At 62.9% G+C, this 13,433-nt stretch carries 9 protein-coding genes and 1 pseudogene; 1 reads left to right on the top strand and 9 read right to left on the bottom strand.

Going from position 1 to position 13,433, the window contains the following annotated elements; translation table 11 throughout:
- The first annotated feature begins 187 nt into the window (after positions 1-187).
- Positions 188-1,171 (top strand): diguanylate cyclase, encoded by a 984-nt coding sequence (locus VSR34_RS18415; RefSeq protein WP_342963165.1) that lies wholly within the window; start codon positions 188-190, stop codon positions 1,169-1,171.
- 159 nt (positions 1,172-1,330) lie between these two features.
- Here the strand turns inward: VSR34_RS18415 and VSR34_RS18420 are convergent, their stop codons facing one another.
- The 9 genes and pseudogenes from VSR34_RS18420 to VSR34_RS18460 form a co-directional block, all read right to left on the bottom strand.
- Positions 1,331-2,686 carry a hypothetical protein gene (locus VSR34_RS18420; RefSeq protein ID WP_342963153.1) on the bottom strand — a complete coding sequence of 452 codons (1,356 nt, stop codon included), beginning with the start codon at positions 2,684-2,686 and terminating at the stop codon, positions 1,331-1,333.
- Between the two features lie 55 nt (positions 2,687-2,741).
- Positions 2,742-3,218, bottom strand: coding sequence for a hypothetical protein (locus VSR34_RS18425; RefSeq protein ID WP_342963154.1), 477 nt, complete (start codon positions 3,216-3,218; stop codon positions 2,742-2,744).
- A gap of 44 nt (positions 3,219-3,262) precedes the next feature.
- Complete coding sequence (tssJ, locus tag VSR34_RS18430) at positions 3,263-3,778, bottom strand: type VI secretion system lipoprotein TssJ (protein WP_342963155.1); 516 nt, start codon at positions 3,776-3,778, stop codon at positions 3,263-3,265.
- Complete coding sequence (gene tssF / locus VSR34_RS18435) at positions 3,778-5,637, bottom strand: type VI secretion system baseplate subunit TssF (protein ID WP_342963156.1); 1,860 nt, start codon at positions 5,635-5,637, stop codon at positions 3,778-3,780. Before tssF ends, tssJ begins: the two co-directional genes overlap by 1 nt.
- Positions 5,634-9,281 carry an ImcF-related family protein gene (locus VSR34_RS18440; protein WP_342963157.1) on the bottom strand — a complete coding sequence of 1,216 codons (3,648 nt, stop codon included), beginning with the start codon at positions 9,279-9,281 and terminating at the stop codon, positions 5,634-5,636. Before VSR34_RS18440 ends, tssF begins: the two co-directional genes overlap by 4 nt.
- The gene (locus tag VSR34_RS18445) at positions 9,247-10,560 is read right to left on the bottom strand and encodes a hypothetical protein (protein WP_342963158.1); all 1,314 of its coding nucleotides are present in this window, start codon (positions 10,558-10,560) and stop codon (positions 9,247-9,249) included. Before VSR34_RS18445 ends, VSR34_RS18440 begins: the two co-directional genes overlap by 35 nt.
- Entirely contained in the window at positions 10,560-10,820 is a 261-nt protein-coding gene (locus tag VSR34_RS18450; RefSeq protein WP_342963159.1) for a PAAR domain-containing protein, read from the bottom strand. Before VSR34_RS18450 ends, VSR34_RS18445 begins: the two co-directional genes overlap by 1 nt.
- Before the next feature lie 85 nt (positions 10,821-10,905).
- A complete protein-coding gene (locus tag VSR34_RS18455) occupies positions 10,906-11,562 on the bottom strand; it encodes a hypothetical protein (protein ID WP_342963160.1) in 657 nt (218 codons plus the stop codon).
- Positions 11,547-13,433, bottom strand: a pseudogene (locus VSR34_RS18460) (hypothetical protein); the annotation flags it as partial. The gene VSR34_RS18455 and the pseudogene VSR34_RS18460, both read right to left, overlap by 16 nt.

The following is a 13,433-nucleotide window of genomic DNA, read 5'->3' on the forward strand; positions in this document are numbered from 1 at the left end:
ATCACGAAACGCGACTGACATCATGACCGAGAAGTCCACTCTTCCAGACAGCACAGACGGTGCGGGCAGCACCGGCATCGAAGGGGCCATCGAAGCCGGCGCCAACCCCGGCCGCCCCGACGACGCTTCGCTCGCCCTCGCGCTGGACGCCGTGCGTAGCGCGCTCGAACAAACGCTGCCCGCCGACATGCCGATGATGGTGTTGCTCGTCGACGACCAGGCGATCGTGGCCGAGGCCGTGCGCCGGGCGCTCGAGGGCGAGCGCGAGATCGACTTCCACTACTGCGCGTATCCGGATCAGGCGGTGCGCACCGCCGAGGAAGTGCGCCCGACCGTCATCCTGCAAGACCTGGTGATGCCGGGCACCGACGGTCTCACGCTCGTGCGGGCCTACCGCGCCAACGAGGCGACCCGCGACGTGCCGATCATCGTGCTCTCCACCAAGGAAGAGCCTGCCATCAAGAGCGCGGCGTTCGCCTCGGGCGCGAACGATTATCTCGTCAAGCTGCCCGATAGCATCGAGCTCGTCGCGCGAGTGAAATATCATTCGCGCTCCTATGTAAACATGCTCCAGCGCGACGAAGCGTACCGTGCGCTGCGGCGCTCGCAGCAGGAGCTGCTAAAGGCGAATCTGGAGTTGCGGCGCCTCACGCAGTCGGACGGTCTGACGGGCCTCTCGAACCGCCGCTATCTCGACGAATTCCTGAGTGTCGAGTGGAAGCGCGCGCAGCGCGAAGGCACCGAAGTCTCGCTGCTGATGATCGACGTGGACTACTTCAAGCCCTATAACGACACCTATGGCCACGTGGCCGGCGACAACGTGCTGCGCTCCGTGGCGACGACGATCCGTCGCGAGATTCTCCAGCCCCGCGACCTCGTGGCGCGCTTCGGCGGCGAGGAGTTCGCCGTCGTGCTGCCGGGCACGGGGAGCGCGGGCGCGCGCCTGCTGGCCGAGAAAATGCGCCGCGACGTGGCGGCGCTCGCGTTGCCGCACGTGGGGTCTGCGGTGAGCGAGCACCTCACGATCAGCATCGGCGTGGCGACGCTCACGCCGGCGCCGGGGCTGGCGGAAACGGCGCTGATCGAGGCGGCCGACGCAGCGCTGTACCGCGCCAAGCGGGACGGACGCAACCGCGTGGCGTTCGCCACGCAGGTGGCGGGGCGAGGGTGAGCGCGGGAACCTTGAGCTGGCGCGATCGCGCCGGGGACTGACCGCCGCGCGAGTCGCAGGCATCGTGTGAACGAACAATACAGTTTGACACCGCATAATCAATAAAATCATTGAGTTGGCGGCGTACCGATGCAGACACGAAAACATTAAAGTCTTCGGTCACCCGCTGCGCCTATGCAGGTCAGTCAGCTTGCCGTTCGCTTCGTATCGCCGACGCTTCCAGCCATTTTTCGCCTGGATTCTGTCGAGGCTTGCACATGACGGACACCAGCGACCCGATATGACATGCCATGCCTTCGTCGACCACTCATGCCCCCTGTCGCAGCGCCATCGCAAGCGGTCGTGCGAAGACCGGAAGTTCGACGATACGCATTCCCCGCCGCGCGCATGCGCAAGCGCCCTCATGTCTTCCAGCGTGTACTTGCGGCGACCGCTGCAGAACGGACACCACCAACCGCGGCCGATCATGTGACGAGGCGCCATCTGCCAGAGGTGGCCCTTGCCGCATCGCCACGCGAGCGCCGTGTCTGCGCCGAGGTAACCCTCCGACAGGCAGAGCCCACCGCGCTGTGCTGCCAGTTCGTGCAACCGCTGCATATGGCGAGACTGGCTGCGTTCGTGCCGGCATTGCGGGCACCAGCTTCCCCTCGCTACGACCGCGGGTGTTGCCGCCCAGGTGTGCCCGTGGTCGCAACGCCACTGCAGTTTGTGATCCATCTTCACGTAGGCATCCGACAGACACGCGCCACCCCGGGCCTGCGCAAGCGCCTGCATGTCGGCGAGTAAGTGGCGATGGCCGTTACAGTACGGACACCACTGGCCCTGCTGGATTTTCGTTGCTGTCGCATCCCAGATATGTCCGTGGGTGCACTGCCACTGCAGATACGATCCCGCATTGACATAGCGTTCGGACAGGCAAAGTCCGCCACGTTCGGTGGCGATCCCGCGCATCCGTTCGATGCCAGTTCGGCTGTTTTCCCGCTGGCAATGCGGGCACCAGTGACCCTTCACGATCGCCGCAGGCGATTCCCATTCGTGACCGTGCGCGCAGCGCCAGCGTAACGGCTGGCGCTGGTTGACATACTCATCCGACAGACATAGTCCGCCACGACTCGCCGCAATCTCCTGCATTCTCTCCAGCGTATCGCGTTGCCGCATGTACCAACATTGAGAACACCAGTGCCCGGCGCGGATCGTGGCCGGCGGCGCCTCCCAGCGATGACCGGCCGCGCATTCGAACAGCAGCGGCGTAGTCCCGTTTACATATTCCGGGGACAGGCACCGGCCGCCGTACTTCGCTGCGACGCCCTGCACATCGGCCAGCGACAGGCGCGTCCCCTGCACGGCGCAGACCCGGCACCAGGTACCGCGCTTTACGCTGTTCGGGATCGCCAGCCACCGGTGCCCCTCGGCGCACTCCCATTCGAGTCGGGTATTCGCATTGACGTAATGTGTCGACAGGCATCGTCCACCGTGCCTTGCCGCAATCGCCTGCATTTCTTCGATCGTCAGCACTCGACCCATCGTCACTCCGGTTGGCGCAGGCTACACATCACCAGCGTGTTGAGCATTAGCGAGATCTGCTGCAGGTCGAGCGCAAGTCGCCAAGCTGAGCATCAGTCGGCACGGCCTCGCCACGCACCACAGTTGCCCGTTGCGATGCCCCCAGCAGCAGGGAGTCGGTTGCGATCGCGACGTACCCTGCCGTCGTGTTTGCGCTGTCCGCAAGCATCAACGCGCGCAGAACCGGCGATGTCGCGGTGGGTAACGTGCCGATCTGTCGCGTCGCGCGATCCAGATAGCGGCCCGCTAGCCAGACCTGATACAGCGGGCTGCCGACGCCCGCCCTCGCATCGGGCACGCCGGCGGCGTTCGCTCGCTCGAAAGCCGCAGCCTCGTCCGCCGGCACCCGCGGCAGCTTCGAGCGCAGCAGCATCGTCGCTTTCGCGATATCGGTTGCACCGGTCGCCCGAAGTTGCTGGCACATTCGATCCGCGTCGCCGGACGCCCCTGAGTCCACGCCTGCCACAGCGAACTGCGCCGCCATCAGGGCAGGCAGTGCAGCGGCAGCCATCCATCTACGTAAAGGCTTCATTTGTGCTCCGCCTCGATTTCCAGCGTGCGGTCCATGGCCACCAGCCTCACCGGGTCAGTCTTTTTCCACTGCGATTTAGGAATCAGCACCGACCACTCGGCATCGGCGGTATCGCGGAAGAACGCCGCGACGCCAACGTAGTTCGCCGCGTCGTCCATCGGCTCGGACAGCTTCAGCGTCTGCCCAGGTCCGAGCGTCACGTCGCGGCTCCAGAGCGTCGACGCCTTGAGCGCATCATTGCCGCCGAGCAGTTGCGCATAGGTCGCCGTCGCGAACGGCTTGTCGTCCTTCAACTGCCAGATCCGCAGTACAACCGGCAGCGCCGCGCCCCGCTCATCATGGTTCAGTGCGCCGCGTGCCGTGACGACAACATCCATCTGCTTGACCTTCGTCTCGAACACTGCCTGCGTGGCGGCCACGGTGCCATCCTTCACGGACTGCCACATGCCGCATGCGCTGAGAGCCAGCGCAAGGGTGATACCGCAAGCACTCCGGATCATTTTCCTGTGCATCAGAACGGTGCCCCCTCGAACTCGATGCGTGGATAGACCCTCTCCCGGCCGTCGATGCGCAGCGTCAGCCCCATCGCATGATGGACGGCTGCGTAACGCCCGATGAAATGATTCAGCACGTCGCCGAACAGCACGGCGTCGCCCGGCCCGTCAAAGGCGCTGGCGTCGAGATCGACATGCAGCCGGACCTCCTTGAGCAGGTGTCCATGCGCCAGCACCCGCCGCATGGACACCTGCACGTCCCGGATCGCGTCGATGCGCTGCGCCGCAGCGTCGTCCGGCGTCCAGTCGTACAGCTCCAGCACCTCGCGCAACGCCGGCGCGCCCTCCGGATGGAAACGGTTCAGCTCATTCGCGCCGCCCGCGGTGTGGTGGCCCAGCACGCGCCAGTCGTAGCCCGGGTAATAGCGCGGCGGATAGAGTGGCAGGCTCGGCGCCGTGAGGTTGCGCACCGACGCAATGCCGGTAAAGCCGGTGACCGTCTCGGTGATCGTCGCCTCGGACAGCGCCATGCGCGGCAGCCGCCCGTTGTTGGCGAACACCCGCACCGTCAGGTAGCGATCCGGCGGTGGACGGTCCCCATCGTTCTTCGCGTCGGCAATCGTGCCCTCCCAGAGCTGGCCCGAGAGCGACACCCACAATTGCCGCCCCATCGGACCGAAGCGCGTCGCGGTATGGAAGTACCGCTCCGGTTGCTCGTAACGCAGCATCCAGCCACGATGGCGGAAACCCGTAAACGCCTTGTAGGAATACTGTGCGCTGTCCTCCGGGTCGGCAGCATCCAGCGCAAGCACGTCATACGGTTCGACGTGATCCGCGAGGCCGTCCTGCACACGAATACGGTGCTCCCGGTCATGCCAGCCGGCAGGCTGCAGCGGCAGCGCGTCGACCTCAAACAGGTTGATGACGGGCGTGCAGAACAGGCGGAAGCTGTCGCGCTTCACCGGGTAGTCGCCGGGGATGCGCCCGTCGAGTTCGATCTCGAAGGTCATCTGTTTTTCCCCGGCGGGCAGCACAGCGCTATCGAAGCCGCACAGGTCGACAAAGTGGAACTTCTGTGGAAACACGAAGTACTCCAGCATCGTCTGCTCACGGTCGAGTTCCTCGTCGCGCTTCGGGTCCAGGATCGGCCACAGCCGTGTCGACGGACCGAACCCTGCCGGCTCGAAGGACACCCGCCCCAGTCGCTCCAGCGCGCCGTCGCGCACCGATGGCAGGCGCAGGCCAACGGACTCCACCTGATGGATCAGCGCCGCATAGAGCGCAGCGGCGGCTGGCCGGTCGCCGTGCAGGTACAGCCGGATACGCGACAGGTCGATCCGTTCGCGCTGTTCGCCGAGCCACAGACCGAACGTGAGACGGATCACCGTGCGCCCATCGGCACGCACCGCGACTGCCGCATCGTCGACCGAGAGCGGCAACAGTTCGACGGGCTGGGTGGTCCGGTAGAGGCATTGCACCGCCTTCGGGCCGACAGGCGCCGAGCGCACCACGGCCCCGGCGGGGATCTGCGCGGTCGTCGTGGCGGTGTGGTTCAGGGGACTGCATTCGATGATCGACAGCGACGGGATCGGTCGCGCGGCATACTCGAACAGGTTGTCGAGTGGCGCCTCCGTGATCTCCGGCAACCCGTCGTCGAGTTTCACAAGCAGCCGCGCCTCCAGAAACGCAAAGCCTTCATTGACCGCCCGGACCTGTTCGTCCTCCTGACCATACTGCATGCCCAGGCGCCGCGCGGCGTCGGGCTGGTCGCGCGCGAACTCACGACCGGCTTCGCGCAGGTAGCGCATTTCGCCATCGAATCTAGCCAGGAACGGATTCGCCTGGTCGGCCTGGGACTTCTTCCACGGTGCGGTCATGGCTGCGACTCCGGGGGCAACGGTGGCAGGGAGGGTAGTCCGGAGATCTGCCCGGCCCGGCCCGTGATGAAAATGCGCTCCGGCATCTGGAAGCCGCGCAGCCTGAGCAGGTCCAGCGGCCCGGCCCCCGCCTGCGTGCGCAGCACGTAGCGCAGCGGCGCCGTCTTGCCCTCCGCACCATCGTCTGGCGTACTGGTCGCTGCAGAGGCCGCGGAAGCGGCCTTCGCCCCGTCGCTACCTGCCCCGCCGTTCCAGACCAGCTCAAAGCGCGTATCGTCGAGCGGCTTTACGCGGGCCTTTTCAAGCATGCGCAGGAATGCCCAGTCACCTGCCGCGTCGAAGGCGATGCGCGTGCCCGCGTCCAGCGACTGCCAGTTCAACGACGCATGACCGTTCAGGCCATTGCCAGGCCATGCCAGCGGCGACCACGTTTCGTGCTGGTTGAAGTAGACGACCGGCTGGCCGTCGATGGTCAGTTCCGTGCGCGTCACGGTGGGCGTCGGCTGCGGCATCAGCGCGAAGTGATAGCGCGCCTCGCCCTGTGCATACAGGTGCGCACCCATCGGGCCGATGAGGCGCAGCATCGCGAGGAACTTCGGATCGAACTGCAGCGACTGCGGCGCGAGTTCGTTCGGCACCCACTGATCGCCCTGTCGCTTGAGCACCCCGGCCAGCTCAATGTCGATGAAGCGGTTGATGAGTCCCGTGTCGGGGCGCACGTAGCGACCGAATTCGGCAAATGATGCATCGGCACTCGTCGACGCAAATGGATAGCGAGAGGCGAATGACGACTGGAACGGGGCCGCCACGGCAGAGCGCCACGCGTCGTTCAGGCTCGCGGCGGCGGGTTGCAGGACCGCTTGCCAGGCTGCATCGAGCGGCTGGACGAACAGGGTCTGCCCGAAGCCTGCCCACTGCGCGCCCAGGCTCGCGGCGGTCAGCGCCGCGTCGTCGCGCGCCTGCGACAGATCCGAGAGCTTGCCCTGGAAGATCGCCTGCGCGAGCGAGCGCGCCATCGCCTGCGCATCGGGGCTCGCCTGGATTTGCTGCAGCTTCAGGCGCACGGTCGTATCGGCCGTCAGGACGCGCGAGAGACTGACGCCGCTGAATGCGGCTGCATTCGCAGTATTGCCGTTACCTTCCCTGCTGTTGCCCGGAGCCGCGCTGGCGTCGCCCATCAGCGCCAGCAGCGGGCCAAACGTGCGGTCCAGCGGATTGACCACGGGAGCCTGCATGGCATCGCCGTCACCGCCGCCGAGCAGGCCCTGCGCCTTGCGCACGAGCGTGTCGGTGAGCGCCTGCGAGGGACGTCCTGCCTCGCCCTGGTACTGGACCGACTTCATGACCGCCAGCAGCGGTGAGGTTTGCGCATCGGTCAGACGTGTGAGCTGGTCGATCACGCCCGAGAAGCTCGTCGCGCCGATCCACTGGAAGCTGTTGAGCATGGTCGCCCACGCTGCTGTGTAGTCCGTGAAATACCGGTCACGCAGGCGCTTTCTGAGGTCGTCGGCGCTCTTCCTGGCATCCACGGCGGCCTGCGCTGCATCGACTGCGCCCTCTACGGCGGTGGCGCTGATCCGGGCGGTCGGCTGGTCGCCGGTCAACACCCAGTCGCCCTCTACATGCTGCCCCTTCACGGCATCGTCGATGGCCTTTTCGATGAAACCCTCCCACGCGGCGCGCGTGAAGATGCCCGGCACCGTCTGCGTGGTCGTGAACAGACCGTGCGCATCCGCGCCCGCGAGCAGCGCCGCGAGCGATACGTCGGCATACTTGCCGCGCGCCTCATCAAGCACACGCTGGTAGAGCACATCATCGCTCGCTGCGAGGCCGATCTGGTTCACGAGCGTGGAGCGCATCTGCGTAACGAGCGGCTGCGAGGCGCTGATCCGCCACTCCGGATGCGCCTTCAGGTGATCCGCCCAGAACCCTGCGAGCTGCTGCGAAGTGTCGAGCCATTCGCCCGTGCGCATGCCGGCGACGGCGGGCCAGACCGCCAGCATCTGCGCCTTCAGGAACGGCGCGTCGGTACGCGCCGGGGCGGCGAGCATCAGGTACGCCTTGAGGCGGTTGTACGCCTGCTGCTGCGCGTCGTGGCTCTGCTGCTCGTCGGCGCGCACCTGCGAGAGCTGGACAAGCTGTCCTTCGAGCGCCTGTATGACCGGCCGCTGCAGGTTGCGGGTCGCCACGGTCTGGTACGGCCGCCAGAGCGCAGCGAGCAGGTCATCGTTGCGCGACAGGCCCGCGCGCAGATACCACGGCACGCCATGCTGCTGACGGTATTCGAGCGTCGCGATTTCATTCTGCAGCGCGAGTTGCGCGCGCAACGCCTGCGGCGTGCCGGGTGTGGCCGAGAGCGCTGCGGCGACAGTTGATTCGGCTTCCTTCACAAGTGCCCGGTTGCCGAGACCCGAGATCACCAGCAGAATGATCCACACGATCGCCCCGATCACGACGCACCACGCAAGCACGTCGGGCCAGTACAACCCCGTGCGGCGACCCCGATAGTTTGGCATGGTGGCCGCGATCTGCTGCCACACCGGCAGCAGGGCGCGCGGCTGTTCGCGTGTCACTTCGGCTACCGGCACCGCCGTCGCGGCGTGTGTGTCGTCACCACCATTAGCCATCGGTACCGGGACGACAGTCGTCCCCGGAAAAACCGGCGCGAACAGCACACCCGCGAGCGGCGCACGCAGCCAGTTCGAGGCGGCGAGTGCACGCAGGTTTGCTCCAATCCGTTCAGCGTGGTCGCTGATGTACTTCGAAACATCCATCAGCCAGGTCGCCTTCTCCCGCGTATAAAGGCGCACGCCAGCGTCCGCCGACCAGTGCTCGACCGTGGTCAGCAATTCTGGCGCTCTGGTGGCCGCCTCCTGCGCCTGCCTGCGCGACTCGTCCGGAATGAAGGCACCGACAGCGTCGAAGCGTTCGGAGGGGCTACCCTTCGTCTCGACCGGGTGCAGGAACGTGACGGGCGCCGCCCAGCCAAGTGCGGTGGCGATCATAGAGAGTTCGCGGGGTAGGCCCGTACCGGCTTCTACAGCGCGAGCCACATGCACGAGGCCGTCCACCGGGCGACGGCGGCACAACCGGCGGATCTGGCCGAGCCACTTTTCTTTCTCGATTCCGTCCGGGGCGGCGTGAACAAGGACGATTTCGCCAACGTGCATGACGCCTGCCTGCTTGAGGCCGGGGGCCACCTGATCGACGCGCTCATCGGTGCCGTCGACCATCAGCCAGCGCAGACGGCTGCGCCAGAACCAGCCATGCGAGACACGCAGTTCCTCATACATGTGTTGCAACCGCGCGTCGCGCTTGAGCGGCTTCGCCGCCTTCGTACGGTCTCCGGTGTCACTGCGAAAGAGTCGAGCCGCGAAGCCGTAAGCGCCAGTCGCGAACAGGACCAGGTGAACGACGACAACGACCGCGAAGGTTGACAGGATGACGATGATCGCTCTCAGCCGCGACTCGCCTGCGGTGACGCCAACCATGTCGCCGCGCAGCGATACGATGCCGATTGCGAGCAGCGCGACGACCAGCGCCGCGACCGGTAACCCCCAGATCGCCAGACGGCTCGATGGCGGGGATTCCTCCTTCGCGGTCGTGGACTCAAGCGAGTGCAGGGTAAGCCTGGGGTCGTTCATCGGTATTCCGGTTGTTATCTGTATCTGCTGTTGTGGGCGTTACGCGCAGGACTGCGGATTGCACGCCATCAATGATGAGTTGCGGGCCGTCTGCGGGGCCTGATTCGATGGCTGCCACGACGGACAGCCAGCCGTTTGCGTCACCGAAGTCGCCGACAATGCGGTCCGGCCGCCGCTGCGCCTCGTCTTTCACAATGGCGTCCATATGGGCCGCGCGCAGCGCCTTGTCGCAGCCATCTACCGGGCGGGTTATCCACGTGCGCACGAACGAGGTGAAGTCAGCCTTGCCCCACACCGCAGCATTCGCGAAGCCGTATTCGACCTCGCCTGCGAGCCCCGTGACGGGCCGATGCAGTAGCGCGGCGACCTTGACTGTTTCCGGCAGCCGGAAGTACGCCACCGTCATGAGTACGGCGATACATCCCTCAGTGCTGCCTTCAGGCGGACCAGCTTCATGCCATGCAGTCGCCACGATGAGCAGCGGTCGCACTTCCTTCGCATCGAGCCACGCGTCCGCGACCATCAGGCCGTCCGCAGTGGCTACTGCCTGAACCGCGAGCGGCGGCAGGCCGGCGATGCGCAGGGCGTCGGTGACCATCGCCACGTCCGCCTGCTCCCGGCCCGAGGCGCTCAGTACGCGCACCTGCGGCCACCATTGCCGCTCGTAAGCCGTCAAGGCACTCAGGCTCGCCTCAAGTCGCTTGAGCGCATGGACAACCTTTAGCGTCAGCAGCGGCAACTGTTTCGCTGGTCCCTGCACAGCGATCGTTTCGTCGTCGGCGAAGCGATCGACGCTAACGGGTTCCTCCGCCAGCCAGTCTGTGTCCTCGAAACGCGCATGTTCGACGAACCGCATGCCTGCGCGGGGCATCTGCGAGGCAGGCAGGCGCTTCTTCGCAGCAATTGCACCGGCAAGCGTCTGTTCGCCAAGCGGAAGACAGTAGCCGACGCCAAGCACCTGGAGGGATTTCTGCGCGGTGCGGAGCCGCTCCGCGAGCCACCGGCCCCGATGATGGTTGCGCCAATACGCCCGGTACCAGAGGCCCTCATATCCTGCGCGCTCGATGCCGAGCAGGATGAGGAACGCGCCGTTAGGAAAGCCGACGAAACAGAGCCAGAACCACCCCCCGCTTGCGGGTTGACCCTTCGGCCATAGCAGCATGGCAATGGCGATGCCAAAGATGTTGCATGCGAGCCAGATGCAGAACCACCACGGCCAGAACCGGGGTCGGCGCGGATAGGCGCTCGGTCGCCCGGCGGGAGAAAGATCGACCGGCATTACTCGATGTTGAAATTCATGAGCGACGAGAGCAGCCGGCAGCCGCACGCGCAGCGATAGTGGTGGAACGCAACCCACTTGCCGTCGCGGTCGGGGAATTTCTCGTAGCCCTCATCGATCGTGGTCGGGCCGTGATGCTCGCAGATCGCCTCGTCGCCCTCCCTGGCGAGAGGGCGGCCCATCACCTCAAACCACGGCGAGCCGCCTGTGACTTCGCCGCCGTGTTCGAGTTTGTCGCCTTTGCGGATAGGAGACTTCATCTTTTATTTTCACTCATCGAAAGGACCTTATTATTTGATTTGCCAGTACCTTAGCCTTCGCGCACACGTTAATCGCGACCGCCATTTACCAACACGCACTTTTCCCGGATTGACACGACGCATATTCAATTTGCGTAAGTCGCCGCTTGCTGACAACCCGATATTTATCGTCGGGAAGCAAAACCAATAGCGATGCAATATTTCCGTTAGGTCCAGATTCAAAGCCAACGGCTTTCGTCGATGTTAGCTTTTTATTTTTGATTTCATAAAAATAGAGGATTGACTGATAGGGCGAATTTGAGCTTGTCACAAGAGCAGAATAAGTTCCCTTCATGAAGGAATTCCGTTTCAGCAGCGGAGCTTCACCCAAATCGATCACCTTACCAGTGCCATCAATCATCCAGTAGTGCATTCCGTTCGCATCCCGCCCACCCCCAGTTCCTACACCGACCCCTTGTGCCTTCGCATCCCCAAAGAAAATGTCTGTATCTAATGTTAAAACATAAGAGTCCGGCTCATATCGAAGATGCAGATTCACATTCTTCAGCCCGTTTCCGGCGATCTTCACGTATATATCACCCCCCCCTTGATCCTGATCGCCGCATGATTTCGCCCATGCGTGCCCACTTTGGATTGCTGGCAATGGCGCATCGGTGGTTTGTTGGTTAATGCAGTCTGCAAACGCCGAATTACAGAAAAATGCAATAAAGATAAATAGCCGAGAAATTACACTGCATCGCATAAAACCTCCTTCGCCAAATTGGCATTGTGCTGTCGACGCGCAAATGTCGGAGTATCATACTTATTAATGATCGTCGACACTCCATTTGAGGCAGTTGCAATTCGATTTATTGGGCTCTCCACGTCACAAACACTGTTTATATTGTGACATACCCAAAACCAACCCCCGACGTCTATCGGATTGAACTCGTTCCCGTTGGCTCGCGCGGAGATATTCTGAGGGTTATCAATAATTGCCGGACGAATAGATGCATTTCTGGGAACAGACCACCATCCGTTCTTAACCCACCAACTAGCATCAAATGAGTCTTTTTGCAGCCATGCCCGATAGACCCAATAGTCTGCATACGCTGCTCGTCCGGTAATCTGAAGTGCTCCCCGCCCTCTGAATTTAATCCCATCCCCAGAGTTATATTCATTTCCAAGCGCATTGTTTAGCTTTTCATACCCACTCGCGCGAACGAAATAAGAATATGCATCCGGTCCCATATAGTAATGGGCATCAGTTTCGTAGGCGGCACTTAGCGTATTATTTCCATGCTCCACCATCGGACCGCGGAGATTTGCCGTTTCGTGAGCGGTCTGCCCCAAAAAATGGCTAATCCTGACTTTTTCGAAATTGAGATATTTCGCCGAAATAAAGTTAATGGACGCCTTATACCGGTCTACATTTTCCGGAGATGCAGCAGGCATGGCTCGCGACAGTTCCGCGGCGCTCATCCACCCACATTTTCTGAAATGCCGGATAAACGCCAGCGGGTGGAAGAACCAGAGCTTCTGCCCGGCGGGCAGACCAGTAACATCCCAGAACTGGATTTCCTTGAGGTACTTGAGGAAGTCCTGGTAGCCCTGCTCATTACCCTCGTAAAACCCGTCCTTGTCGCGCAGCTTCGCCCAGCGCGTCTCGTTGCCCGTGTCGTCCCATTCGCTGGGCGCGTTGCAGATAAACCCTCGCAATGCTTGACGTATCTTGTCGTGGCTCCGCACGTAGCTTGAAAGCTCGTCCGCCTTCTGCACCTCCGTCGTTGCCGTCGCGTCTGAAGACTGAGCGTCCTTGACGATTCTCTTGAGCGCGTCGATGTCGCACAATCCGTCGCTGCCGAATGGTGTATTGCCGTCAGTAACCTTCAGCCAACACATGAACGATGGAAAATCCGCATCGGACAGCTTCTTGATCTCTGCCTTGCTGATATCGATATACCCCTGCTTCCCAGCGGCGTAGGTTACCCTTACCCACGTCGGCTGCGTTGTATTCGAAGACAGGATACGTCCGAAACGCAACATCTCGTACCCGTCGCTCGGGCAGGTGCTGTAAAGCGCCTTCGCGCGCTTGTAAAGATCGTATTCGTATTTAGCCTCGGGTACCGGCTGGTCCGTTAGCGGCGTGCGCGATCCATCCGCCGCGACGCTCCACACATTGGTGTACTTGCTCCCCTTGCTGAAGTACGTCTCAACAATGAGAGGCAATTCGTTCTTATCCGTCTGAAGCGGAGTAAATTCGATGCCGTTCAGTTTATTGTGCGCGTCCGCTCCCGGCGGCAGCGCAAAAAACTGCAGCCCTGCTGGAATCATGTAGTAGCAATGGCCCCACCAGTCTGTGGTTGTCGGTGTATCGGGCACGGTATTGCCGAGTTGTGTACCGCCAAAATATGCGTCGAAATCGCCCGGCAGCATGAAGGTCTCGAAATGCAGATACTTGACCCCCTGATACTGCCCGACATAACCCAGGATATCCTTGCGTCGGATGTTACGGCTTTTTAGAAATGTCCGGTTCTGGCTCATTAGAAATGTCCGATTCCTGTCCCGGTTGACGCGCACGCTCGCGTGAGGCGTCGACCAGGGGCGAACCATGAACGGACGTGAGCTGATCAC

Source organism: Paraburkholderia sp. JHI2823 (assembly GCF_038900695.1).
Taxonomy (GTDB): domain Bacteria; phylum Pseudomonadota; class Gammaproteobacteria; order Burkholderiales; family Burkholderiaceae; genus Paraburkholderia; species Paraburkholderia mimosarum.

Excerpts from the sequence above, each read along its gene's own strand:
- tssF (WP_342963156.1), bottom strand. The coding sequence starts at position 5,637 with ATGACCGCACCGTGGAAGAAGTCCCAGGCCGACCAGGCGAATCCGTTC.
- VSR34_RS18415 (WP_342963165.1), top strand. The coding sequence starts at position 188 with ATGCCGATGATGGTGTTGCTCGTCGACGACCAGGCGATCGTGGCCGAG.
- VSR34_RS18455 (WP_342963160.1), bottom strand. The coding sequence starts at position 11,562 with ATGCGATGCAGTGTAATTTCTCGGCTATTTATCTTTATTGCATTTTTC.
- VSR34_RS18450 (WP_342963159.1), bottom strand. The coding sequence starts at position 10,820 with ATGAAGTCTCCTATCCGCAAAGGCGACAAACTCGAACACGGCGGCGAA.
- tssJ (WP_342963155.1), bottom strand. The coding sequence starts at position 3,778 with ATGCACAGGAAAATGATCCGGAGTGCTTGCGGTATCACCCTTGCGCTG.
- VSR34_RS18425 (WP_342963154.1), bottom strand. The coding sequence starts at position 3,218 with ATGGCGGCGCAGTTCGCTGTGGCAGGCGTGGACTCAGGGGCGTCCGGC.
- VSR34_RS18445 (WP_342963158.1), bottom strand. The coding sequence starts at position 10,560 with ATGCCGGTCGATCTTTCTCCCGCCGGGCGACCGAGCGCCTATCCGCGC.
- VSR34_RS18440 (WP_342963157.1), bottom strand. The coding sequence starts at position 9,281 with ATGAACGACCCCAGGCTTACCCTGCACTCGCTTGAGTCCACGACCGCG.